Source organism: Candidatus Chromulinivorax destructor (genome assembly GCF_003366055.1).
Classification (GTDB): domain Bacteria; phylum Babelota; class Babeliae; order Babelales; family Chromulinivoraceae; genus Chromulinivorax; species Chromulinivorax destructor.
In genome coordinates, this window is sequence record NZ_CP025544.1 from 249,136 (window position 1) to 274,146 (window position 25,011).

The 25,011-nt window shown below is 32.4% G+C and carries 26 protein-coding genes; 5 read left to right on the plus strand and 21 right to left on the minus strand.

Features of this window, described 5'->3' with window-relative positions; all coding sequences use genetic code 11:
* Nucleotides 1-4: 4 nt before the first annotated feature.
* The 14 genes from C0J27_RS01140 to C0J27_RS01200 all read right to left on the minus strand — a co-directional run bounded on the left by C0J27_RS01140 (nucleotide 5) and on the right by C0J27_RS01200 (nucleotide 13,178).
* Nucleotides 5-526, minus strand: coding sequence for a hypothetical protein (locus C0J27_RS01140; protein WP_115585370.1), 522 nt, complete (start codon nucleotides 524-526; stop codon nucleotides 5-7).
* A 166-nt stretch (nucleotides 527-692) separates the two neighbouring features.
* Nucleotides 693-869: a hypothetical protein gene (locus C0J27_RS05655; protein ID WP_162801710.1), complete on the minus strand. Its 177-nt coding sequence runs from the start codon at nucleotides 867-869 to the stop codon at nucleotides 693-695.
* Between the two features lie 141 nt (nucleotides 870-1,010).
* A complete protein-coding gene (locus tag C0J27_RS01145) occupies nucleotides 1,011-2,447 on the minus strand; it encodes a metallophosphoesterase family protein (protein ID WP_162801711.1) in 1,437 nt (478 codons plus the stop codon).
* 13 nt (nucleotides 2,448-2,460) lie between these two features.
* A complete protein-coding gene (locus C0J27_RS01150) occupies nucleotides 2,461-3,576 on the minus strand; it encodes an FtsH/Yme1/Tma family ATP-dependent metallopeptidase (RefSeq protein ID WP_115585372.1) in 1,116 nt (371 codons plus the stop codon).
* A gap of 133 nt (nucleotides 3,577-3,709) precedes the next feature.
* Nucleotides 3,710-4,516, minus strand: coding sequence for an ABC transporter permease (locus C0J27_RS01155; protein WP_115585373.1), 807 nt, complete (start codon nucleotides 4,514-4,516; stop codon nucleotides 3,710-3,712).
* On the minus strand, nucleotides 4,509-5,255 hold the full coding sequence (locus C0J27_RS01160; protein ID WP_162801712.1) for an ABC transporter ATP-binding protein: 747 nt from the start codon (nucleotides 5,253-5,255) through the stop codon (nucleotides 4,509-4,511). Before C0J27_RS01160 ends, C0J27_RS01155 begins: the two co-directional genes overlap by 8 nt.
* Nucleotides 5,256-5,423: 168 nt before the next feature.
* Complete coding sequence (locus C0J27_RS01165) at nucleotides 5,424-6,062, minus strand: hypothetical protein (protein WP_115585375.1); 639 nt, start codon at nucleotides 6,060-6,062, stop codon at nucleotides 5,424-5,426.
* 283 nt (nucleotides 6,063-6,345) lie between these two features.
* The gene (locus tag C0J27_RS01170) at nucleotides 6,346-6,840 is read right to left on the minus strand and encodes a GNAT family N-acetyltransferase (RefSeq protein WP_162801713.1); all 495 of its coding nucleotides are present in this window, start codon (nucleotides 6,838-6,840) and stop codon (nucleotides 6,346-6,348) included.
* Between the two features lie 38 nt (nucleotides 6,841-6,878).
* A complete protein-coding gene (locus C0J27_RS01175) occupies nucleotides 6,879-7,913 on the minus strand; it encodes a hypothetical protein (RefSeq protein WP_162801714.1) in 1,035 nt (344 codons plus the stop codon).
* Between the two features lie 133 nt (nucleotides 7,914-8,046).
* Nucleotides 8,047-8,994 carry an MC/SLC25 family protein gene (locus C0J27_RS01180; RefSeq protein ID WP_115585378.1) on the minus strand — a complete coding sequence of 316 codons (948 nt, stop codon included), beginning with the start codon at nucleotides 8,992-8,994 and terminating at the stop codon, nucleotides 8,047-8,049.
* A 140-nt stretch (nucleotides 8,995-9,134) separates the two neighbouring features.
* Nucleotides 9,135-9,377, minus strand: coding sequence for a hypothetical protein (locus tag C0J27_RS01185; RefSeq protein ID WP_115585379.1), 243 nt, complete (start codon nucleotides 9,375-9,377; stop codon nucleotides 9,135-9,137).
* Nucleotides 9,378-9,635: 258 nt separating this feature from the next.
* Nucleotides 9,636-10,832 (minus strand): hypothetical protein, encoded by a 1,197-nt coding sequence (locus tag C0J27_RS01190; protein WP_115585380.1) that lies wholly within the window; start codon nucleotides 10,830-10,832, stop codon nucleotides 9,636-9,638.
* A gap of 8 nt (nucleotides 10,833-10,840) precedes the next feature.
* Nucleotides 10,841-12,340: a DUF2779 domain-containing protein gene (locus C0J27_RS01195; protein WP_115585381.1), complete on the minus strand. Its 1,500-nt coding sequence runs from the start codon at nucleotides 12,338-12,340 to the stop codon at nucleotides 10,841-10,843.
* Between the two features lie 97 nt (nucleotides 12,341-12,437).
* Nucleotides 12,438-13,178 (minus strand): Type 1 glutamine amidotransferase-like domain-containing protein, encoded by a 741-nt coding sequence (locus C0J27_RS01200; RefSeq protein WP_115585382.1) that lies wholly within the window; start codon nucleotides 13,176-13,178, stop codon nucleotides 12,438-12,440.
* A gap of 48 nt (nucleotides 13,179-13,226) precedes the next feature.
* On the opposite strand from C0J27_RS01200, the gene C0J27_RS01205 reads away from it, so the two are divergent.
* Together C0J27_RS01205 and C0J27_RS01210 are read left to right on the plus strand one after the other, a co-directional pair.
* Complete coding sequence (locus tag C0J27_RS01205; RefSeq protein WP_115585383.1) at nucleotides 13,227-14,030, plus strand: AAA family ATPase; 804 nt, start codon at nucleotides 13,227-13,229, stop codon at nucleotides 14,028-14,030.
* A gap of 179 nt (nucleotides 14,031-14,209) precedes the next feature.
* On the plus strand, nucleotides 14,210-15,082 hold the full coding sequence (locus tag C0J27_RS01210; RefSeq protein ID WP_115585384.1) for a hypothetical protein: 873 nt from the start codon (nucleotides 14,210-14,212) through the stop codon (nucleotides 15,080-15,082).
* A 42-nt stretch (nucleotides 15,083-15,124) separates the two neighbouring features.
* Here the strand turns inward: C0J27_RS01210 and C0J27_RS01215 are convergent, their stop codons facing one another.
* From C0J27_RS01215 to C0J27_RS01230, 4 genes are all read right to left on the minus strand, one after another.
* On the minus strand, nucleotides 15,125-15,799 hold the full coding sequence (locus tag C0J27_RS01215) for an NUDIX hydrolase (protein ID WP_115585385.1): 675 nt from the start codon (nucleotides 15,797-15,799) through the stop codon (nucleotides 15,125-15,127).
* 245 nt (nucleotides 15,800-16,044) lie between these two features.
* Nucleotides 16,045-17,061, minus strand: coding sequence for a hypothetical protein (locus C0J27_RS01220; protein WP_115585386.1), 1,017 nt, complete (start codon nucleotides 17,059-17,061; stop codon nucleotides 16,045-16,047).
* A gap of 206 nt (nucleotides 17,062-17,267) precedes the next feature.
* A complete protein-coding gene (locus C0J27_RS01225) occupies nucleotides 17,268-18,044 on the minus strand; it encodes an outer membrane protein (RefSeq protein ID WP_162801715.1) in 777 nt (258 codons plus the stop codon).
* Between the two features lie 12 nt (nucleotides 18,045-18,056).
* Nucleotides 18,057-18,596 (minus strand): hypothetical protein, encoded by a 540-nt coding sequence (locus C0J27_RS01230; protein WP_115585388.1) that lies wholly within the window; start codon nucleotides 18,594-18,596, stop codon nucleotides 18,057-18,059.
* Nucleotides 18,597-19,186: 590 nt separating this feature from the next.
* Here C0J27_RS01230 and C0J27_RS01235 point away from each other — a divergent pair.
* Together C0J27_RS01235 and C0J27_RS01240 are read left to right on the plus strand one after the other, a co-directional pair.
* Nucleotides 19,187-20,290 (plus strand): methyltransferase, encoded by a 1,104-nt coding sequence (locus tag C0J27_RS01235; protein WP_115585389.1) that lies wholly within the window; start codon nucleotides 19,187-19,189, stop codon nucleotides 20,288-20,290.
* Nucleotides 20,291-20,301: 11 nt separating this feature from the next.
* Complete coding sequence (locus C0J27_RS01240; RefSeq protein ID WP_115585390.1) at nucleotides 20,302-20,988, plus strand: GntR family transcriptional regulator; 687 nt, start codon at nucleotides 20,302-20,304, stop codon at nucleotides 20,986-20,988.
* 157 nt (nucleotides 20,989-21,145) lie between these two features.
* On the opposite strand, the gene C0J27_RS01245 is transcribed toward C0J27_RS01240, so the two are convergent.
* The 3 genes from C0J27_RS01245 to C0J27_RS01255 form a co-directional block, all read right to left on the minus strand.
* Nucleotides 21,146-21,736, minus strand: a complete 591-nt coding sequence (locus C0J27_RS01245; protein WP_115585391.1) for a hypothetical protein — start codon at nucleotides 21,734-21,736, stop codon at nucleotides 21,146-21,148.
* A gap of 86 nt (nucleotides 21,737-21,822) precedes the next feature.
* Nucleotides 21,823-22,938 (minus strand): PLD nuclease N-terminal domain-containing protein, encoded by a 1,116-nt coding sequence (locus tag C0J27_RS01250; RefSeq protein ID WP_115585392.1) that lies wholly within the window; start codon nucleotides 22,936-22,938, stop codon nucleotides 21,823-21,825.
* A gap of 296 nt (nucleotides 22,939-23,234) precedes the next feature.
* Complete coding sequence (locus tag C0J27_RS01255) at nucleotides 23,235-24,059, minus strand: hypothetical protein (protein WP_115585393.1); 825 nt, start codon at nucleotides 24,057-24,059, stop codon at nucleotides 23,235-23,237.
* Nucleotides 24,060-24,662: 603 nt separating this feature from the next.
* Here C0J27_RS01255 and C0J27_RS01260 point away from each other — a divergent pair.
* A complete protein-coding gene (locus tag C0J27_RS01260) occupies nucleotides 24,663-25,010 on the plus strand; it encodes a DUF488 domain-containing protein (protein ID WP_115585394.1) in 348 nt (115 codons plus the stop codon).
* Nucleotide 25,011 lies beyond the last annotated feature (1 nt).

Below are 25,011 nucleotides of genomic sequence, written 5' to 3' on the forward strand. Positions count from 1 at the left end.
TCTATTATTTGTTATACAACTGATAAGCAACACAACCAAAAAGACCTGCTGCAGCCGTAGAGAGTATACACTTTTTACCATATATGTATAAAAATGCATCATATCGAAATGGTGCTCCATGAGAACGAAGTAATGTATACATCTCGGGAGTTTTACAATAGTTTAACGCCGAATAACCTTTATGATCAGTTGCTTGCAGCTGTAATTGACCAGGCGTATACAATTGAACTAATCCTTGAACATTTCCTAATAATTGAGCAGACTGTTCTTGATTATTATTATTATAAAACGTACGTGCTTGTTGCATATTTTTTCTTGTTTTAACAGAAAAAAGTCTTGAGAATCCTGAAAAAAACATATCTGAAATATACGAATTTTTACCTGCTTTAATTTCTGCACGTTGCTCTTCATTTTTTATAATGGCGTGCATTAAGTATGTTTTCCCCTGTCCATCACGAGTAACATCTGCCTGCGCAACTGATCCTATGAAAAGTAATAAACATGCAAAAACTGTTTGATATTTCATTGTGTTAGCCTTTTTATAATAGTCAGAAATTCATACAAACAGAATATCAGATCGCAGGTTTATCACAAATGCTGACAATATTTTTATCTATAAAAAAGTGAAGGTCAGTAATAAATTATTACTGACCTTCACTTAAAAAAACTAAGAAAAAAATAAAAGCTATAACTTAACTGTGTTTTACAACTAAATTACTTTTGCTTCCATTGTCATCTTTAACTTGTACATTCATTTTAATATCATGATGTTGTAAATAATACACAACACCAGCAATAACTAAAATAATACCGATAATCATTAATGTATTATCTCTTAATTTTGTCGTACAACATTTACCATCTTTCATAGTGATCTCCTTTTTTTATAGAAAACAATTTTTCATGTCTGCTTCTTGTAAAAAAATAGAAATAAGAAGAGCGGGAAAGCAATGTATTTTAAAAATGTTATTGAATATTAAACCAATCAATTTACTCAGAGATCTGTTTGGTTATTTGTTTTTTGAAAGATGGCAATCGATAATCTTTGTATTAAAAACTTCCATACTCCAATCTTCATACCTATCTGCTATAGAAATAATTGCGTAGGCATCAAAACCATAGTGACAAAATTTACCGTATAAAGAGTCAGGCGCAACATTAAACGTCCATACAATCCCATCGTGCAATGATCTTTTCTGGTTAATTTCAATTGGCCTCCATAACTTATAAACACCTTTGCTTGCAACTAACTCGCTCATTAAATTTGAAGGATCTTGTTTTTCTATACCACCTGCATGCTGATGAGCTCTCATAATTCCACGTACTTTTTTAGATGACCCTGCACTTTGATAATCTAAAACAAGTTGAGTTAAATCTTCATTTGCAGCAAGACCTCTTCCTGCAAGCCAATGTGAGTCTCCAAATTTTTTAAAATCAAACCACATAAATCCAATTGATCCCATAAAACTTGATGGCGATGATGGCATAAAATCTAAAAATGAAGCTCTATCTTGAAACCAATTACCTACAAATATAGGCTCTTCTTGATGACAGCAATCACAATATTTTTTAAAATCAGATCGCTTTACCATTCCAAGCAAATCGAATGTACAGCTACTTTGTAATAAATTTTGAGGTTTATAACCGTACTCAAGACCTCCATGACAGCATTGAATATAATTATTCCCACGTCCAAGATATAAAGCCAGCGGTAAAAAATTATATAATCTATAAATTTGCTGGTAGGCATACAAATTCGATCCAAAAGTTGTAATTAATTCATCTTTAAATCCATAATTATCTGATATATTTTGATCCTCATGGTTACCCCGAATCATAATGACATTGCTTGGATTAGCAATTTTTAAACGAAACAAAGTATACATGACCTCGCAGCCATATAAACCTCGATCAACATAATCTCCAAGAAAAACTAGATACACATTTTTTTGAGCAAGTTCAAAACTGTCTTTTTTCATATATCCTTGTTTTTCTAAAGCATCTAATTCCGCAATAAGTGAATGTATATCTCCATGAAAATCTCCATGAATCACAATTTTATCATCTTTGTCAGCTTCAAACTTTTGAATATAAGGTATAAAAATTTCTTTTGAAATATCATAAAAAGATGCCTCAGGAATACTATTATTCACCCAATTACTTTGGTTTGTCAGGCAACTTTTTTGAAATATTTGTAATGTTTGCTTTAATGCATTTTCAAAATCTAGCCATGCACTATTTTTATCATTGTGTATATTTTTATGACAGGACCAAGCTGAAACTTTTTTTGTTGTATGCATTACCTCAACGTTCATCGGTAATTTTTTACAGGCTTGATTCCAAGCTGCCCTATCAACAAATTCAAATGAAAAAGATGAAATACCAAATAAAAATTGCGCCGAAAATGATAGGAATAGTAATATAGATGCTTTCTTTGTTTTGTTCATATACAAATTATCGTTAATTATTATTTTTTGTTTGTTGAACTCGATCAATAATCTCTTTGATTCTTTTACCAGAAATAACTTTTTCTTGTAATAATTCTTGAGCAACTGCTGTAATTTCTTCTTGATGTTTTCTGACCAATTCAATTGTTGATATGTATCTGGCTTTCATCAGATTTACTTTTAATTGCAAAAGAGTATCTTGATTCATATGAGTTTTCTGACACTGGTTGTACATGCTCATAAAATTATCTTCAACAGTTAAGTCGAGTAATAAATCTTTACTCAGTGGTACAAGACAATTACTTGCATCTGTTTGAGATTTATTTTTTATTAATTGCTCTACGGTGCTCATAGCAGCTGAAGAATCAGATCCTGTACCTCGACTACGAAAATCACGTATAATATTCTCTTCAGTATCAAATTCAAACCTATAAGGCAAACCAAAAACTTGCTCGGTGATCCCTCCTGCAAGAAGCATATTAACATAATTACATCGTTGATCTTCTGTTATACTATTTGTTGTAGGTGCATGGTATACATATCCTAGCGATTGTTCATTTGGATTTATTGATGCAAATAAAGTAATTCTTCCTGTGTCATACAAAGCATTTATAACTGCATGCCCTGCTTCATGGTGTGCAACTTGACATAGATTCAATGATTTTTTGTCTGTTTTTCCATATTCTATTTCACCAAATGCTTTTTCTAGATGCACAAGCTTAATTGCATCGCAACTTTCTTTGACTGCAGCGTCTTGCGCAATATGCATGAATCGAGCGAGTTGTAAACGTGAATAATTACTTTGAGCAAGCAAATCAACACACATTTCATTCGCATCAGTTTTTACCTGCAGATGATAAAAGTGGTGCTTAACAAATTGAAACTTTTCTTCTTTATTCTTAAATCGTCTGGCGTCAAAATAAGTACCATTCATAACCGTATGATTATAAGCATCATCTTCAGGGTAGGCATTATGCAAAGCTAATTGGTTGCTCGTAACCGCTTTTGCAACACAAGCTAACTGCATACCAATTTTTTTAGTAGCTTGGCTAGCATGCAACTGTTGTGATGGCATAAAAAATAATAGCAAGAGAGCTAATAATGACATCTTGTTGTTGTAATTCTCCATAGATACTTTCTTTTAAAATCGAAAATCAGGCTAATTTCATTACTAAAAAAGTGTATCATCCAAATTATTTCATGTAAAAAGGGCCCTGCGAATATTTTATTCACAAGGCCCTTGAAAATATCTATGCTATAAACTAAATAAAATCTAAACGTCGCTTTAAATTACGCATCCCCTGCAACAAACACATTGCTGAAAAGCATGAAATTGCAACTAAACACAACCAAAAATTCAAATAATCAGCTTGTCCAAGAATTGATGTTCGCGTCGCTTCGGTGATGTAAATCATAGGATTAAGCAAATCAATCCATGCAACTACTGGCAAGACCGAATACAATGCTTTCCATGAAAACTGAAATCCACCCATAAACCACATTGGAAATATAAATCGAGCCCATACGATTCCAAGTTTGGTCATATTATCAATCACGCTTGCAGCCCAAATAACAAAACAAGAGTAGAACAAGCATTGAAAAACAATCGCAAGTAACAACTTGAAATAGTTAATTTGCATCAAATCTAACTGATTCCACAACAATAATTTACCAATAGGTAGTATCGAGAGTGTTAATGAAAGATACACGATAAAATAGTAACCTGCCTTACTAACAATCGCTAACCATGAAGGAATTGGTAATGTTAAATTATAATCAATAACACGATCACCTTCAAAATCAACCAATAAATCAACAGCACTAATATACAATTCAAAAAGTCCTACTGCAGCAATAACACCGCCAAGTTGAAATACACCAAACGTATCAGCCAATCCAAAATAAGGCATAATATAGCCCGTAACAAAGATTGTTAAAACAACCCAGATAGTGATATCGATAAACTTATTTAAAAAAGATTGACGTAATAAAATCAGATCACTTGCAATAAGATTTTTACACACATTAAAATAACTGTTTTTGTTCACAGGTCTTTGTAATTTATTCATGTTTGCTACCTTTTAAAAGCTCTATAAACATATCTTCCAAATTATTTTGATGATAATCAGCCATAAGTTTTTCTGGCGTATCAATCATCTGAATCTTACCTTTATCTAAAATGCAAACACGATCAGAAAGCTTTTCAGCTTCATCAAGATAATGAGTCGTAAGCAAAACTGTAATTCCTTGCTCTTTTAATCCTTTAATCACATCCCATAAATTACGGCGAATATGAGGATCAAGGCCAACGGTCGGCTCATCAAGAATAATAAGTTCTGGATTATGAATAAGACTTCGAGCAATCATAAATCGTTGCTTATACCCACCAGAAAGAATATGTGCATACTCTTGTAAATATTTACCTAATTCAAACTGATCAGCCAAAACTTTTATACGCTGTGCAATAACTTCTTCAGATAATCCATAAAAACGACCTGCAAAAATCAGGTTTTGCTCAAGCGTTAACATTGATTTTAAGTTTGGCTTTTGCGGACAATATCCGATTTTTGAACGAAAATCTTCAATATTGTCATAAATAGATGTGCCTTTAAAAAGAACGTCCCCACCTGATGCAGGGTGAAGTGTTGCAATAATACCAGACAAGGTCGATTTACCAGCTCCATTAACACCAAGTAAACTTAATATTTCGCCTTGTTTAATTGATAATGAAACATCTTTTAACGCTTCAATCGTACCACGATTGGTGGTATACGTTTTTTGTATATTTTTGATTTCTATTAATATCACAATAATAACCTTTTGGTTTGCGCGTATGGTCTAAAAATTATTTGTATCAATAGATCATAAAACTCATCACACAAAAGGTCAATCAACAAGACAATAAATTTGCATTAACACAACAAAAAAGCAACCTGTATACAGGTTGCTTTTTATAAAAATAAAAAATCGTACAGTTTATTTTAAATTTTGTAAGTAAAATTGATAATGAATAACACCTAAAGAATCGGTTGATACAAAATCAAAAACAGCTTGCGCACCATCTTGATAGCCTTCAAAAAATGTATCTATTATACTTGCATGTTTATCTAACATTACTTTTTGCTGTAAAGTAAGTTGTACTTTGTGTTTAGAAAAAAAATCAACTGAAGATGCTTTAAAGACTGCTCTTACATCAAGTTTGATTTTATTATTTTTATCACTTACAAATGTTCTATCGTAATCAACAAAACAATTGATCAAAGCTCGTACAAAATTTTTATCCTGCACAAAAAAAGCTCGTATAGGCTCTTTTGAAACCTCATCTACCATAGCTTTTATTCCTTGCTCAAAACCAACTATATACGCCTCATCAACATGCATAGATTTTGGAATCATCATGCTTGCGCCACCATTATAATGTGATTTTGTTGTGCCATATACGATAGAAATTCTTTCAGAATATTTCACTTTTCTCATACTATAATCAGAAGAAAATACCTCTTGTATATCGTATAGAACAATACATGCTTCTACTTGCTCATTTTTCGTATTTGCTATAGTTGTCATCAACAACATAACAAGTGCTACCACCATGTTCATTCTTTTCATAACCATAATTATTGTCCTTATCACGCAATAGCTAAAATTTAACTCTCAATAGTATATCGATACATTTTTAATGTACAATTTAGGCTGTATGAACCAAATTCAAAATAATCATACCAGCCTACGATATCGCTGGGCTCATCTCCGGAAACATGGGCAGGGGTAGCCACTATACGCTTTTTTAATTCAAAAAAAATAGTGTATCAGGCACATCGGCCTTGAAAACCCCGGAGTTTTTATAAAAAATGTAGGGTAAGCTCAATCGTAAAATTTGGTTCACAGAACCTGCAAATTATTCAATCAATGATTTTGAAAATTTTAAAAAATATTCATCATAGCTCTCAATATTCCAAAAACCTAATCCATAGTATAAATCTATTGCTGGCTGTAATTCTTTTGCTACGACTAACTGAACTTCTTGCATACCTTCATGACGCATACGGTTGAGTACAAAATTCAAAAGAGTTGTAGCATACTTTTTTTTGCGATGTTGAGAGCTGATTCCTATAAAATCAATAAATCCAACATTTTGTTCATGATAATGATAGCTATAAAACGAATACCCTACAGCACAATCATCTGCCATGATAACAACTGCATTGCTGTCGATAGAATCAACTAAACTTGCAATAACCGCATCAGCTATTATTGGACTAAAACAATCTGCTAAAATATTTTTGACTGCATCTTGATGGATCAATGGTTCATAATCAGCCATAGAAATATCATGTGATGCTGCAAGAAAATTTGAGCATAATAAAAAATAAAAAATTATATATCGTTTCATTTCTGTACGCACCATTATCATAAAAAATTTAAAAATATTTATTTTCCTAAAAATTCTTTTTCAAAATATGCATCAAAAATATTCCTGTCTTCAAACATGAATGGCTGATACACAAATACCGTAAAAATAGCTGCTGGAATCATCCCCATGCAAACTGTTTTGATAGGGTTAAAATAGACCCAACTTGTCGCATCAGATAACATACCTAAGCTACATAAATGTTCATGAATTTCTGGCGTATAACAATAATTAACAAGTGTTTTACCTGATACATCTTGCAGATCTAAAAGTGCGCCTTTTTGAATCATCTGCGTGAGTTTGTTTTTTGTTTCAGCAACTATTTTTGTATATTTTTTAGAAGCTGTAAAATAAGTATCATTTTTAAACAAAGCAATCAAACCTTCTTGTTCGATCAGATAGTTCATAATTGGAGTTCTACCCATCTTATCACGAGCATTGATAGATAAATTTTCATATGCTTCTCGTTGTGCATCCCAAAAATTTTGTTTATCTGTATTAAGCATCATCTGATACAAAAAAGTTACCATTGCAGGAATAATTTGAAGTCCTGCGTACAAATATAATTCTGCTTGATGAGTATCAACAAATGGATACAATTCAAAACTTGCGCCTTCATTACGAAGTGCATTATATACTGCTTGAGATTGAGCATGCCCTAATGCTGTTTTACCATCATCATCTTGATCACTGAGCAACGCACCATCTTTCAGCATTTCTGCAATTTCTTCTTGCGTTAACTTTTCAAAATTTTTTAATTTTTGTCTGATCATATACAATTCATACAATTGCTGTAATGTACACGTTGGTTGAATTGTATAGGTCGTTACCGTAGTTTCATAATGAGTGCTATAGTTTGTTGAAACAGACGTCGATAGACAAATATCCCAAAGTTCTTTTTCTTTTTTATATAAATTTTGTAATTCTATCTCTCGTTCTTGAACATATTCAATGAGTTCTCTTGCGTTATCTTGATCAGAATCTTGAGCACCTATGCAAGAAAATAGAAAATGCATTAACATGAAAATAGAAAGATAATGGGATGTACTTTTCATTAGATTTTCTTTATGTAAAAATTATTAATATTTTTATAAGCTATAAATAAGTATATGAAAATATCAAAACATAGACAAAAAAAAGAGGAAGTTTTTAACCTCCTCTTTTTTTATGATGCCTATAAAAAAATAATTATAATTCTTTTCTTATAATATATTCCATTGCTGTTCCATACATAACATACAGTGGTATAGCAATACCAACTCGAGGTCCTCGCGCTGACAATCCCCTAAAAAATGCTTGAGCGCCTTCTTCTTTATATATTTTTTGCACGGTTTGTAATGTTGATGTATACAAAACTCCATGAGGGTCATTACTCATACGATTGCGAATCACTGCTCCAGGCTGAGTTCCAACAGCAGTTGCAACTCCAACAATTGAACCGCCAATTGCTTGTGCAAATAAATTATCACCTACATATTCTTTTGCAATCTCAATTGCTTGTGGAGCAGATGTTTGGTAAGCAATTGCAAACGGAGCCTCTTTTAACAATGCATTGGCTGTAAAACCTTTAAAACAACTTTTCATTGAAAGTTCTTTACAAGCATCACCTATGTTTTTTCCTGCATTCGCTTCTTTTTGCAAAAAAAGTTGAACAGCATTGCAAGGGGTATCGATAATAGCTCCTGCAATACCTGCACAACAAGATATAGCAATCTTTTGCTTGATAGAAAGAGGTCGATCTTGCCATTTTTCTAGCAAATCAGATCCTTTTACTTGTACCACTTTTTGCATTGCGGTAATAGGCATCTGACCACCGGCATGAGCTGAAAACCCTTTATATGAATTTGATAGAACAAAAGGTTTCTTATCTATTTTTTGATTCATTGCATATACAAGAATTTGCCCAGGAAATGCAACTTCCAAGCACCCTACAACCCCACCGATAACAATACTTTCGGACAATGATAACGGTCTTTTTTCAGATGATTGATCTTCATGGGAGTTCTCTGATGGCAGAGCATCTGCCATGACACTTATACCAATGTTTTCTGATAGCTGCAAACGACGATCTTCAGCTGATTGTATACAGATAGTAACCATACAAAAGATGGCAAAAAATTGAACATTTTTGTTCATAATAGTTCCTAAAAACGTAAAAATATAATAAATTCACGACAAAATACACATACTCAAGCATGTATAGAAAGCCGAATAAACAGTAAAAAAGTAACCAAACTAATTTGGCTCTATTTCACACAAAAAAATCTAAATAAAAATTAAACTAAAATAGAAATGAGTAATAAAGAGACGAAGAGAATAATAGATAAACTCACAATGACAAGGTCGCTTGCAAGAATTGAAAGTCTTAAAGATAAGACTGAAGAATAATAAGAAGAAGAAGAAGAATATTGAGTGAATGGGAAAACCATGCTCACTGATTGGGATGTAGCATGCATTGATCCAGAATCTGGTCCTGTATCTTGCTGCATGGGGCAAAAACCAAACTTATAAAAAGTCATAATGACCTCCTTATAAATAGTATAAAATAACAACACTCTAATTATAATTCATTAAAAAAATATTATTGTAAAGAATATGTATAAAATTTTAATAATTATTGTATTGCGTTAAAAAATAACGTATGCAGTAATAACCCCGGACTTATATCAAAAGCTTTCAAAAATCAAAACGATCATTCATCTCCGAGCTTAAAAGATCGAGGGTTTTCTGACCTGATTAATAATAAAATTGAATGATAATCGCTGTTCACGTTACATTTATATATAATAATTAAACGTTAACCCAAACTCCCCACCGATACCATTAATTTTTGGATAATGATACCCAGATAAAGGAGTATTAAAAAACAAACTAATGCAAGGGCCTTGCGGATTATCTTTCGTTAAAAAATTATAATCAAGTTCCAAAAATAATGCATTCAGGTTCCATGATTCCAAAGTAGCATTGACCCGTAAAGTTGTTTGTAATTCTGATGCTACATATAATGAATTTGGATTGAGGGGTTTAATTTTTCGTGGTGTTCCATACATAAAGCTTAAACCTGCCATGATCGTGAAATTACGATTAAAATTATTCAACTGCCAATACACAACTCCGTTGTATACAGTCCCTGGTGTGTACTGTGCACGAATTTTTTTATCAATAAATAATTGATTGTTCGGGATATGCTCATTATAAGGAGCGTCTATAACTTTCGATTGAAACGAGTTAACCGTACCAAAAACACCAAAGCTCATATGCTTTGTCAATTGTGCTGTTACCGTTCCAATTACCTGATACCCAAATGTCATATTTCCGGTAAAAGGATATTGCAAAAGGTTTAAATCTGCACCTTCCATCCATTGGGGCGTTAAGATAGCACCTCGTAAAAAAAGTTGTAACTCGTGCACACTCTTAAGCTCTGTATACGTTCGATTATATCCAGTTTCAAGGTACGTCGAAAGAATTCCTGAAGTGTTAATTTGTTTTGGTATTTTAGATTCAAACAACTCTAGCGAGCGCTGTTCATCAGATGTTAAAGGTTGTAAAAGTTGAAGATCAGATTCATGAATGTATATATTTAAATTTTGAACAATAGTGCCGATACCTAAAAACATATGATGCATAATATTTTTATAATAGGACAAATTTAAACATTCAAATTGCACTGACCCAGAAAAATCCATCACCCCTATTTTTTTAAAAGGATCATCGTGCGTCAGTGGATCAATAAAACCTAATAAAATATCTTCTTTTCCATAGTTTTGTAAAAATGGAACGACATTCCCTGACCGATCATAACTTTGATCAGTTTTTCCGGCACAAAACGTTCCCGTAAAATTACCAATATACTCATCTGATTCATAAGGTGCCTGAAAGAGTGTATTAGGCCCATACTGGCTTGCATGCAAAGATGATAGACATATACAAAAGATACTGCAAATAAAAAATACAATTCTATATATCTTAAGCACAAATTTCCTTATGATGATATTTCTTCATATAATTTCATTAAAATTGCATACATTGCATACGTATCTTGCTGGCAGTACTCTGCTAAATCTTGAATAATTTTCAGCTGCTCATCATGCGACAAAGAACCGTACATCATCGTATACCAACTTTGCGATGCAACATCACCAGCTTGAATACCTAACGTTGCATAACTTGCAGTTGGAACTAATGCTGGTAAAACTTTTTTAATCGATGTTTTGCCTTTAAAGTCAGGATGCACATACAGCTGTTTGGTAAAAATTTCTGCCAAATCATACATCCGAGCATTTAAATTTTCTAAAAATTCTTGATGCTCTGGATGGCGTTGCCATAAATTTTTATGAACACCTTGCTCAAAGCTTTTGCTCCATACAATAATAGAACCGACACTTCCTATAAATTGTTCTAACTTAGCAATAATGTATAACGATGGGTCAACATGCTTGGTATGAAGATATTCATAATGAACAATTTGCGCATCAATAGAATCTTGTACATGCAGGGAAAATTGAAATGGGATCTGATTGTACGGACTAAAACCCTGAAATAATGGAACAGCCGATGCAAAACTTTCATAATCTAAATAATATAATGGATAAATAAGCTGATCCAACTGATTTTTGATTGCAGGTTTATCAATAAACGTGTGCCCTGAAACATGCGATTCCAGCTGTAGTCTTTGAATCTCGCTCAGTTTAAAGTCTAAGGGAACGTCTTTTAAGTCAAATATTTTTTTATCGACAAGCTCTGCTAATTTTTTCTTACTTGCACCGATTCTTGCAATATCGTGAATTGCATACTCAGGCACATCTTGATGAGAATAAACAAACGTTGCACAATGGCTATTACGACCTTTGTAAATACATGCGCAATTGATACTATTTTCGTCTTTTTGCTCCAACGTTTTTTGTGCGTATTGCATCATTTCTGCAGTTTCAATAAAACGCTCTTCTGCTTGGTCTGTTACATCTTGGATATGAAAAAGATTATCAACATCAATTTGTCCACGCAGTACATAAAATTTATTAAGGTGTAAGACAGAAACTCGACCAAGATCTACCCCAGAAGACTCTATAATAATTTTCTGGAATATCACATCTTCAATATGATCATTCTGTTTTGAATTTTCGGTGACTGAATTGGTAGCTTTGACTTCGTACAAGTTCCAACACTGTTTTTTCTTATCATATTCAAGGATATCAACTCGAATGAAAAACTGATCGACCTGAAATGCCGCCTGAAATATCACCGGAGTTTGAGCTGCAAGATGGTACGCAGTTGCTGCTAAAGCTTTCTCTGCGATGCCTTGAATAAGAACACCTTGAGGAAACCTTTTTCGTGCCAACGATTCAATAACATTTCCCTGCTCAGTTAAACCTTGAGCAAATTCTGACAGTTCAAATAAATGTGCAAGCTCAGGCTTATGAAGCGAGAGCCATGCATTTTTCGGACAATCTAAAAAATCTAAATACCGAGTTTTTGTAATCAATTGAAAGCAAGCCTTTATGCACAATGTAATAACTATAGATCTCCTTCTCAGTGTAAACTAAGAACAAGATCGTTGCAAAATAACTCAAGAAGAGACATTATTTTGCTAACAAATTATCTAATAATTGATTTGGCTTTTGGGTTAACGGTTCTTCATAAAACAAACCATCTTTCCAATACACTTTATATCCTTGTGCAGTGTCGTTTGAAGTTATAATTGTATACGTTGTACCTACAACTTCTAGCGCTGCATGATCTTCAAGTGCAACGCCAACTCCAGGATACTTTCGGAGCATTTTTTTAAATGACGCTTTACGACCTTGCTCAGAATCATAATGGGGACAATTCATAGCATTCATAAATCCTAAAGCAGTCACTTTAATATAATCAGCATCTGGGTTATTATCTTTACGAGAATCAGAGTTGCCAGCATCAAACCAACAAATCGACCCAGCGCTGACACCGCACAAAAGCTTACCTGCATGCCAAGCTTGCTGTAAAAGCTTATCAACTTCAAGCTTTCTCAATAGATTCATCATGAAAAGCGTATTACCTCCACCGACGTAGATAATATCTGCGCGATCAAATTTTTCTTGCATCTGCGCATACGTTGGTTTTATTTTACAAAGATACAAAACATCAACTTGAGCTCCTCGATGCTGAAAATAATCGATAAATCTTTCTGTGTAGTCAGCATCATCACGACTAGCAGTTGGAATAAATAAAATTGATGGATGAGGCTTACCACTTAGTTCAATAATTCTTTGATTAATTTTTGAGTGGACTTTTTTATTCAGGCCGCTTCCTCCACCAATTGCTATAAATTTTTGTTGAATCATGGTATTCCTTAAAAAGGTAAAATAAAAGCAATTTATAAAGAAATTATTATGAATACATTATTTAAAAAGAATCATTTATTCCAAAACCGACAAATTCTGGATAAACTTACCGTACATTTTGATACTACTGTTGATTTTAATACGTATCCTTTTTCATTACAAATTATTAAAAATTTAAAATCTATTGATTTTCCAACGCAAGTAACTTTTTTTGTTGGCGAAAATGGCGCGGGCAAATCAACTATTCTTGAAGCAATTGCACACAAAGCAGGTTTTGGCACTGAAGGTGGAAGTAAAAACATTAACTTTAGTACATCAGACCACAATAACTGTACCCCAGCAGAATTTCTTGCTGATCAGCTGACGCTTTCTTGGACCATCAAACCGCGCGATGGATACTTTTTTCGAGCAGAAAGTTTTTTTAATATCGCCAATTACTTAGATACTCTTGAAAAAGAAAGTGGAAACGCTTACGCTCCTTACGGTGGAAAATCACTGCATCAACAATCTCATGGTGAAAGCTTTATGTCCTTTTTTGAAAATCGATTAGGGCTTGGTGGCTTTTTTATACTTGATGAACCAGAAGCAGCTCTTTCACCTCAACGCCAATTATCATTTTTAGCAACTATTCATGAGCTGTGTAAAAATTCAAATGCCCAATTTATTATTGCAACGCACTCACCTATTCTCTTAGCATATCCAGGTGCAACAATTTATTCTTGTGATGCAAATATGCTAGAAAAAATAAATTATTACGATACGCAACATTATAAAATAACAAAACAATTTTTACATAATCCTGATAACTTTCTCTATCATTTGTTTTATGATGATTCGCTTGATCAAAAATAATTTTCATAATTCATCCACTCTGTACATTGCAGCTATTAAAAATACTAATTGAAAACTAATCTCCATAAGTGCTCCAAGCAAACAATATTTCATATAGAAAATATCGACAATTTGATTGACAGGCCTTACAGATCGATTCATAATAGCATTAATAAGCATTTTCAAATAAAGGTTAAATTATGAATAAGAAACAAGCTTCAAGCTTAGGATTCTTCACGCAAAAAATTATTTTCTATGGATTATTCTTAAGCTCATTAGGTTGTCCCAGGCTTCTAGCAAATATATATCACCACACGGTTGAACAAATAAAAGAAATATACAAAAGAAAATCTTTTCATCACCATCTTGATTTTTTAGATTTAGATATCATAAAAAGTGATCATAAATTTAAAGAATTCATCACCCAAATTGCTGACGATGATGAGGGAATTTTATCACACATATCAGCATATTATCATCCAGCTGGTTTTATAAAGATAATCCTTTATAAAGGAGAACAAGGTGAGCAACTCCGATTCCACTTCTGGGGAAAAGGCGGAATAGACGCAATCCAACAAAGTTTTAATGGTGGCTGGCAACCGATACATAATCATCGATGGAATTTTTCATCAAAAATTATTACGGGCGGATTAGACATCAAAGAGTATCACGATGCTGATGCTCGAATGCGATTTAATGATAAACAAGAAGCTCAAGAACTACTTTTACATATAAATAATACGTATCAAGTATATGATGTTTTTATGCTCCCAAGTCGAAAAGAAGAAGATGATTATACCATTATTCAAACAGGTAAATTTGCTGTAATTGGTAATTATACAAGAAAATATATGCACCAAGGCAACGCATATTATTTGGATCATAGAATTCCTCACCAAGTAAAACCTGAATTGTATACCTCTACCATTTTACTGATGGATCCTCCTTCAAAACTTCATGTATCCGAAATTTTTCCTCAAGTTGATGAGCAATTTGAAGAAGAATGTGTCTTACGATATTTAACAAGAGATGAAACTCAAAAGTATCTAAAAGAATTTCTTACTTGCATATAAAGATTCATAAGATTAAGAAAAATAGAAGGCAAATACAATGTATCAAAACATTGTAGGATAATATGTATAGCGTGATTTATTAAACTTATAAAGCTTTGCTGGACGATGCTGCCCACCATTTGTAGTTTTGGTTGTTTGTTGAACATAACCATCTTTAAGAATTTTTTTTCTAAAATTTCTTTTGTCTATAGAATATCCAACTATCTGCTCATATAAATTTTGCAGCATAGTTAACGTAAACTGTTTTGGTAATAACTTGAAAACTAAAGGTTTTATTATTATTGCAATCCGTAAAGCTTCTAATGCTTTTGTATAAATTTCATTATGGTCAAATGCAAGTTGAGGGATTTGATATGCAGAAAACCATTGTGCTCGAACTACATTTGTTGTTGGTTCAAGCTCAATTTTATCAGATGCAATAAGTGCAAAAAATGCAACGGTTATAACATGCCCACGAGGATCTCGATCAGGGTTACTAAAGACATGAAACTGCTCAAGATAAATATCATGGATTCCTGTTTCTTCTTGAAGCTTTCGATATGCTGCTTGCTCAACAGTTTCTATTCCAATTAAAAATCCACCAGGCAGACCCCAGTATCCTAAAAATGGTAATTTTTTTCTCTCAATTAAGGCGACTTTTAATTCTATGCCATCATAACCAAAGATAACACAATCAACAGCTACAGGATAATGCGTTCTTCTGTCTAACATTTCCATGAACTACTCTTTTATTTTTTATGCATTTGTTTGTTTTAGAATAATGTACTTTAATGAGTATTCATCTGCCTGTCAAGGTTATATGCATAAATAGTGTTTAAAAAACACTATCAATATAAGATCGTTTTCATATCAAAATAATATTCATAGTTAAAAAATCAAAAAAGCTGAATACATATGTACTCAGCTTTTTTATACTCAAATATTAATAATGTCTAACCAGATCACGTTTGAGAATTGCAATGTTAAACTTGACTGCCTTTTTCAAGTCGACGCTCAATTTCATCACGGATAGACTGAATTCGGTAATCAAAACTTGGATGCATAGGATCTTTTCCAAAATAAGTAACCGATTTAATGAGATCTATAATATCTATATCAAAATATGCTAATTCAGACATAAAATCAGCATCTTCTTTTAATTCCTCAACAATACGATCAATCGACGGTTGATACTGATCAGCAAAGTACTCAAAAAATCTTATTGCAATTGGCAGGCAATCGGTTGCTGCATGCTGATTAGCAAAATTATCAGCTTGCATCTCTTGGTCTCTTACCCACAATGTTGTCAGAACTCCTAAAGACAACCCCTGCAAACAATTCATGGCACCATAGCGCATCCACATTGCAGCACTGACAATATAATTTTTAATTACGTCATCGGCAAAGCATGTAGCAACTATTGATTCTATAGATTTTTTACATGCATCATCAGTTGATTCTTTGTATACCATCTTGATAATTTCAAGCGTCGTAAAACAACCAAGAGCCAAAACAGCTGCATGCAATGAATAATTAAGCTCAGCATGCCCTGCTTCATGTAAAAGAGCCCATTCTGTAAGATATAAAAAATCTAGTTCTTGACTAGAAAGCTCTTGCCCATTGATTTTTTTGCTATATACACTTTCAAGGTATATTAAATCTACTTGAGAAACATATATATTATTACCTCCCACGCCCCAACTAATTTTTTCTATTGAAATTCCATACCGCATGTGTAAAAAGTTTTTTTTATCTAAATGAGCTTGAGGGTATTTTACAATCATCTCTTCATACCACAATTGAGCATGAGGATACGAATGGCTTACGTAAAATTCTGCAGGTTGATCAGCATAATAAGGAATAAGATTGTATGCATAGTACGCCGCTACTAAAGATATTAAAATCGAAGCATTCTGCTTTTGTTCTGTCCATGCAACTGGCATTACAACGTGACAACTTATAAGCATCATTAAAAATGCTTGTAATTTAAAATTTTTCATAGAACGACACTTTTATTATAGTATGAAACTGCAGAACATCTTTGTATAATTATAGCCAAAAAATACAACCAGTCAATTAACACTGCCTGAGAAAATCATTACAATTCAAAAAAAATTTATCTAATATATTTTAAACAAAAAATGAACTCACTTTCATGAGTTCATTTTTTAATATCTTGTACAAGAATCAAATATATTTTTAAATTTTAGATGAAAATTTTAAATTCCAAAAACCATTCTTGAGCTCTAAAACGCATCTGCCACTGTTCATCAGCTAAGTCAACGGCAGCGCCTGTTCCAGTTCTTTGATACTCAGGTCCTGTAAAATCTCCTGCATTAAACCAGCGATAGCCAGTTCCAATTGCCCAACGATCCGTGTGACTATACTCAAGCCCTGCTTGAATTGTATAGGTAAAATTCTTACGAAGCGTATACTGATTTTCTGCAGAAAAACTTTCGTAGGGAGCTGAACCACCGGTAGAAGGTAGCCCTGTTGTTCTAAAATTTGTTATCAACAGATTACTCATCCCTATTGCAGCCCCTACCATTGGATAGATTTTTCCATCTGCAACATCCATATTCAAGTGAGGAATCCCTCGGCCAAGTAAATTGACGGTGAATAAAATAGGTGTAACGCTCAGGTCAAACTCCCGTGTATACGATGCGCCACCAGTTGTAGGAGTCTGAAACTGTCGATATTCAAAAGTTGAACGATTGGCAATGCTTAACTCAACATCAACGATATGTAAAAATTCACAACCTACAGCAAAAGCTGCAATAGCACAATTTCCTAATTTTGAATCATACCCTTGAACAGCCTGTGCCCAAGGCGGATACACCGCAACGACATGTGCCAACTCAGAGCACGAAACCCCTGAGCCAACTTTAATATAAAAAGAGTAATCTTGCTCGTCAGATGAGCAGTCAGTCATACCAGACATTAACGATGTGCACAGAATAAGTGCTATAAAAAAGCGTTTCATAATCATTCCTTTTTAAAAAATCATGCCAGTTCTAGTGAATTTAAAATAAATTTTTGAGTCATCTGATGAAACAATCAGATTAAATGTTTGATTAAAAAAAGGATTAACCCCAACTTTTGTTGTTGCTACCACGGTACAATCAGTCACCATGGAATTAATAATGCTATCTAACTCTAAGTTAATTAAAGTTGTTGGTGTAAACCATGTTACAATTAACCCACTATCTGCAACTAAATAGTTAGATATATCGGTAAAAATTCCATCTGCAGTTTGCATATTCAAAAACGAAGCTGAACATGTTCCAACAGGAATATTATTAGCATCATAAATCTGAGCTCTTCCTGCAAGATACGACGAAGCAATCGTCGTACTACTTCCTGAGACGTTTGATGTTGGAATTTGAATAAAGCTAACTGCAAAATCTTCAATATATAAATAATACGTAATGGTTTGCGGTTCAATGAGCATAGAACCAAGCATAGGTTGTACATACTGCCACAAACTCATACATAGTAATAAAAAAAATCGTGTGTAACGATTAAAAAAAACCATTATTGTCATCTTTCTTGGTAAGGTTATGTAGTCACGACAATTACAAAAGCTTGTCATGCTTTTATTATGCTGAGCTACAGATATTTTTGCTATTTTTTAACATACGAGAAGTATGTACAAAAAAACTAAAAATACAACACAATAATCATTCGTGAACTTTCTTATTAAACTAGAAAAAGATAGCGAAATTTTTCCTTTAAAATTGCTACGATATAATTTCAATGAAAAAAATAGACCTACTTTTAACCTTCATTAAAATTATGGCCCCACACATTCCAAATAGATTCATCTTATTTAATCGCAACGCTCACACTGTGCGGACTTGAAACTTTTCGTTAAAGTAATTTGAAAGAGCAGCTCAAATTTAAAATGATATAATCATTAAAATTTCCCTCTTAACGTACGTATAATTATTTATTTAAAAATCAAGCTGAAAATCTTACATTTAAAGCATTGTATATCTTGCCCAATCAGACTTTATTATTAAATTTTTTTGTCGATGAAAAATAATTTTGTCGACAAAAAAGAATTTTGCGATAAAGTTATATTGAAATAAAACATATTAATTTATAATAATTAAAAAATAATTCATGAAAATTTCAAAAAACCAATCACTAAAATTGCTGTTGATGCTTTGCACTATCTGCTCGTCTGTATGTTACTCTGACAAAGCTGATCCAACACTCAATCTTAACAACTCACACAAACTCATAGAACTTGCATCAGCCCATATAGTATCGCGAGCTATTCATATCGCTGCACTTATAAAGGTAGCAGATCATTTGATCGATGGACCTTGTAACATATATGATTTGGCAAACAAAACGCATACCAATGAAAATGCTCTGTATCGATTACTTCGGTTACTTGCCAGCAATGGCATATTTCATGAATCAGAGAACAGATTTTTTTCACTAACACCTTTAGCCGAATTATTGGTTTCAAGCTACCCCAATTCATTGCAAGCATGGTTAGCAAATCACGACGGCGATGAAAAGCGATGGCGATCGTATGGGCACATGCAGTATAGCATTGAAACAGGAAAGCCTGCATTTAACCACATTTTTGGACAAGGTTACTTTAATCTTATTGCACAAGATCCTAAATTAGCTGTCTCTTTTGACGAAGGAATGCGCAATCTTTCAGAAAAAGAAGATCAAGCTATTGCTAACTGCTACAATTTTGCACCTTATAAAAATATTATGGATATCGGTGGAGGTAAAGGAGGATTATTAACAGCAATTGTAAAATTAAATCCTTTCATGCAAGGCATTGTATATGATTTGCCGCATGTTGAAATATCTGCAAAAGCATACTTAGCTCAGCAAAATATTGAGCAATCAATTACATGGCAATCAGGAAGCTTCTTTGAGCAAATTCCATTAGGTCATGATCTCTATATACTTAAAAGAATATTACATGATTGGGATGATGAGTTGTGTATAAAAATTTTATCAAATTGTAGAGCAGCTATGAACAATACAAGCAAATTGATTATTATTGAAGCAATTGTTTCTTCTGGAAATACTCGTGATTTCTCTAAGGATGTTGATTTGGCTATGTTAGTTATTTTTGGTGGCAAAGAACGTACAAAAATCGAATGGGAGAGCTTATTAGATGCTGCAGATCTAAAACTTGTAAACATTCAACAAACTCAATCTATGCTCTCAATTCTTGAAGTTGTTATAAAATAATAGGAAACTGAATGAAAAAATCAATTGAATTCAAATTAGAAAACTCTCTTTCACAACAATGCTACGAACAACTTCAACAAGAAATAGTTCAAGGCATTTTGCGTCCTGGAGAAAAATTAAAAGTTATACCTATCACGCAACGTTTTAATATTGGACAAAGCCCTGTTCGAGAAGCTCTTTCTAAACTTTCAGCGGTTGGACTTGTCTGCATGGAAGAAAATAAGGGATTTTCAGTAGCAAAAATATCAGAGCAAGATATTCGCGATGTCTACAAAGTATTTACTCACATCGAAACAACTGCTTTAAGCTGGTCTATAAAATCTGGGGGTGAACAATGGCAAGCTGATATCGTAGCAGAGCTTTACAAACTTTCTCTCGTTGAATGTTCTGAACAAAAAGTAGCACATACTTTATGGGCTGAACGTAATTATCATTTTCACCTTGCTCTCATAGCTGGTTGTCAATCACCACTGCTTTTAAACATTCGCCATCAAATATATATGAAATTTGATCGATATTGCCAAATGTCATACCAATTGTCACAAAGCAGTTTGCATAACAATTATGAATGTCACAAACAATTAGCCGATGCTGTTCTACAAAGAAATATAAAAGAAGCAAAAAAATTAATGGCGCATCATATTAACGCTCCACGAGAAGAGATTATTAAGCTTTTCCAACAGCACAAAGCTTTTTAATAAAAATTTAATTTAAAAAACGAGTAATAGGAAATAATTATTTTAGCTCCTATTACTCGTTTTTTAAATATATGCCATCTAGCAGATAGGTGTTTATAAAATAATAGGTTATTTTACAGGTTTGCTAATATGACTATAAAATAAAATTCGTATTATGTTATTTTGAATCTTTATCATAATCCTCTTTTTTAACAACCACCCCACCAATAACATTCCCTGTAAGTTTGCTATTACAATCTACTACAACCACACCATTTCCTGCTGCAAAAGTAATATTGCCGATTACAGTACTACTGTTTTCTAATATGACAACTTGTTGATTATTGTCACGAGTAATTTTACGAATTTCAATAGACTGAGTCGATGTTGCATCAAAACATACTTTATTTGAAGAAATTGTTAATGTACCTTCAAATATATTATCTTTGCCATTCAAAGACCCATTAATATGAGTATTACGATGTACCGTACATTTTTCAAGGTTGGCTGATCCATTAACATGTAATTTATTTAAATGAGCCTGAGTTGCATACAAACATCCATGTATAGTTGCACAATCTGTGACTTTGGTTTCATTCAGGTTTATCAAACCACTTGCATTAATGTCTTTAACTATTTCATTACCATATTCACAAACACCTGAGCTAGAAGATCCCTTTGAAAAGGTACATCTAAAATCTTTTGGATAGGTAAAAACCATACACAAACTTATTATTGCCAATGCCATTAAAAAATGATTACGTATCATAATGTTTTACTTTTTCATGTAATTTATTTTAAGATTATTTCAGTATTTTTTTACGTAAATGATTAAAATTATACTCCATACATATATTATGCTTGAACGTTTTTCTTATCTAAAACAGCTTGATTTAAACAATATAAACGATATGACTCAATGCATAAACAGACCAACCATAACGCTGTAACTAAAAACACTCCAGTCTCGTTCATAAATTTTTCATACGATAAAGATTCAAAATTAAGCAAAATATTTGATATATACTTACACACCCTAAAACAGATCATAAACACAAGTCCCAATATACTCAGCTTAATAGCAATGGTACTTTGCCGTAGGTATGCAAAAGCAAATGAAAATATATACATAACAGATAAAGTATATAGCAAAACTATTATAGAAACTTTAAGAGCAATCATCATACTCGTGCATACTGCATATGGAATGAATGTAAATCCAAGCATAGCTAGCAAGCTAAAAGTCCACAAATAAATCCAATTACTCCGTATTGCAAGTGCAGCTTGCTTTGAATATTCATCATTTTGTAAATAATTTTCATAATACTTAGGTTGATTATCCCACTGCTTCAATTTAACACCAAAAAAATAAAGTAAGTGACCTATAAAAGGTATAAAAATCATCGCGCAAAACCATCTTCCTCTTTTTTCAAATTCCCTGTTAAAGCAATCGATCAACATCCATAGAGCAAATAAAAACCAAAGCAGCCCTACAAATCCATAAAAATTATCCCAATCTAATTTTGTAGAAAAATTAGTATCAATAATAACCCAGTTACCGTTACTACTTTGCTGTAAAACAAAATAGTTAGAAAATCCTTCACGAGACCAACGCCCGTTAGCATCAACTTCTTGAAACTTATAATAACCATTTATTTTTATAGCCTGAGGCATAATTTCAATACCACAATTATCTATAGAGTATAAAGAGAATGCGTACTGCATATTTCTTGTTGTAATCATATGAACAATATCGTCTCTTAGCTTTATTTGATTACGATCAATAGATGATAACAACAATGATTCTTGCTTAGAATTAAAAGCATTCATAAATAGGGTCAATGTATCAATACATTTTTCAATATTAATAATATCTTTTGCAGTAAAATGAGAGCTCAGGTGATCCTTGAATGAAGCTTCTATCGACATAAACATCGAAAAGCACATGCTGATGACTATGAAAATTTGCATACTATCCTTATATAAAAAATTGGGCGTTTATAATTAATGAGTTACTTTGACGCAAAGCTATTAAAGATTAACAAATATCTATGAAATTACATAGATTGTTATAAACCATCAGTTGCAAAAACCAAATTTTTAATATGATATCTTGTACGAAACTTTTATAAAAAGTCCGATTTACAGTTTATTATGTATTTATAAGATGAATATGCACGCAACATCACCTCTATATTCATAATTTTACGAAAAAAAATGAACTCACTTTCATGAATTCATTTTTTATATAATTTGTTTAATTTTTTCTAATCTTGTGATGATCTGCGTACAATCTCGTCTGCAATCATTTGAGCTTGAACTTGAGTCTGTGGATGTTTAAGACTTACAACTCCTGCTTTTGTTAAATTATTAAAATATTGCAAACCACTTTGTAATATTTTAATATCTGCTGCTTGGCTGCATGCAAACTTATTGGCCTGGATAGCTTGATATCTTGCATTATAAAGACATACGGCAAGACAAGCCCACATAGCAATAGATACTTCTATGTTTAAAGAATAAGTTGGAAAATTATTTTTATAAAGAGCTAAAGCTGCTACTGCTGCAGGAAAAACAGCTGCTTCGCACATCAAACGCTTTGCATAAGAATTTTGTTGCAAATAACCTGCTACATTCAATAATATAAATTCTAATATTCTACTATTATTAATATCATTTTCAGTCAATTCAATGCCTTCTGCTTTTTTCTTATAAATATTATTAATTATTTCTAAATCACCTCTGTAACAACAAATTTGATTATAGGTACACTCTAAACATCCATAACAAGATACATAATTATCAAATACTCCGCGTTTTTCAAATAAAAAAGGTACTTCTTTTAAATGCGCATCAGGATATTTTATAATCATCTCATCATACCAAACTTGCGCATATGGATACTTACTTTTCACATAAAAACTTTCTGGAGTCATATATGAAGATATAAAATACGAAGTAAGACCTAGAATGGTTACCGCTATAGGAGCTCCTACACCAAAAATTAAAGCCGGCAATTCAAAATCTATTTCATTTTTTGGATTGTGATTAAAATCATAATGAGAAAACAATTCTTGACTGGAACATATCATTGAACAGAATAAGCCTATAATTAGGCATATATTTTTTAACATACAAACCTTCTGCGCTATTTTTTTGTTTTTATTGTTGGAATAATCTAGAATAAAGTACAAAGCCCTTAATGGTATATTATTAAAGACTTTGCACATAAAAAATTATACTCAATTAAAAGAAGAAGAACGAGTAAATATATTTGAATTACCATAACATGGTCATGAAGTAAGATTCATTATAAGAATGTTACACAAAGATAGTGGAATAATTTGTCGAGAACTTAGTCGAAATGAATTCATTTTTAATTTTAAAAAATTTATAGACAATGACATCTTTAGATATGTTTCTTACTTGCTTAAGTAACGATTCCGCTAGATAAGAAGATATAATTTCATGCTTTACACCATCTATAATTTCGATTGGATTGGATAATCCTATAAAAACACATACCGCATGAACTGCGTCTTCAAATGTAAAAGTTTGTACTTAATAACTTGTACAACACAAAACTGCTATCAATATATTTTTTTGATATATTACAAACAAATATAATAGTATACTTCGTGATTTCTTAATAAATATTATTATGTCAATGCTGTGTATATTGAAGGGCCTGCCCTATGATTTTCTTAAAAAGAGCTAATGAAGTTGCTTATAAACAAGATGGATTTAGAATTCTTGTTGATCGTCTATGGCCCAGAGGCATGTCAAAAGAAAAAGAACATCTTGATTTATGGCTTAAAGAAATTGCTCCCAGTACAAAGTTACGAAAAGAATTTGGACATGATCCTGTAAAGTGGGCTTGGTTTAAAAAAGAATATAAAGCAGAACTCAATAATAAAATCGAATTACTCCAACAAATTAAAGACATTCTTAAAAAACATACAACCATTACATTAATTTATGGAGCTAAAGATGAAATTCATAATAATGCGATTGTTCTTAAAGAAATTTTAGAGCAATACTAAT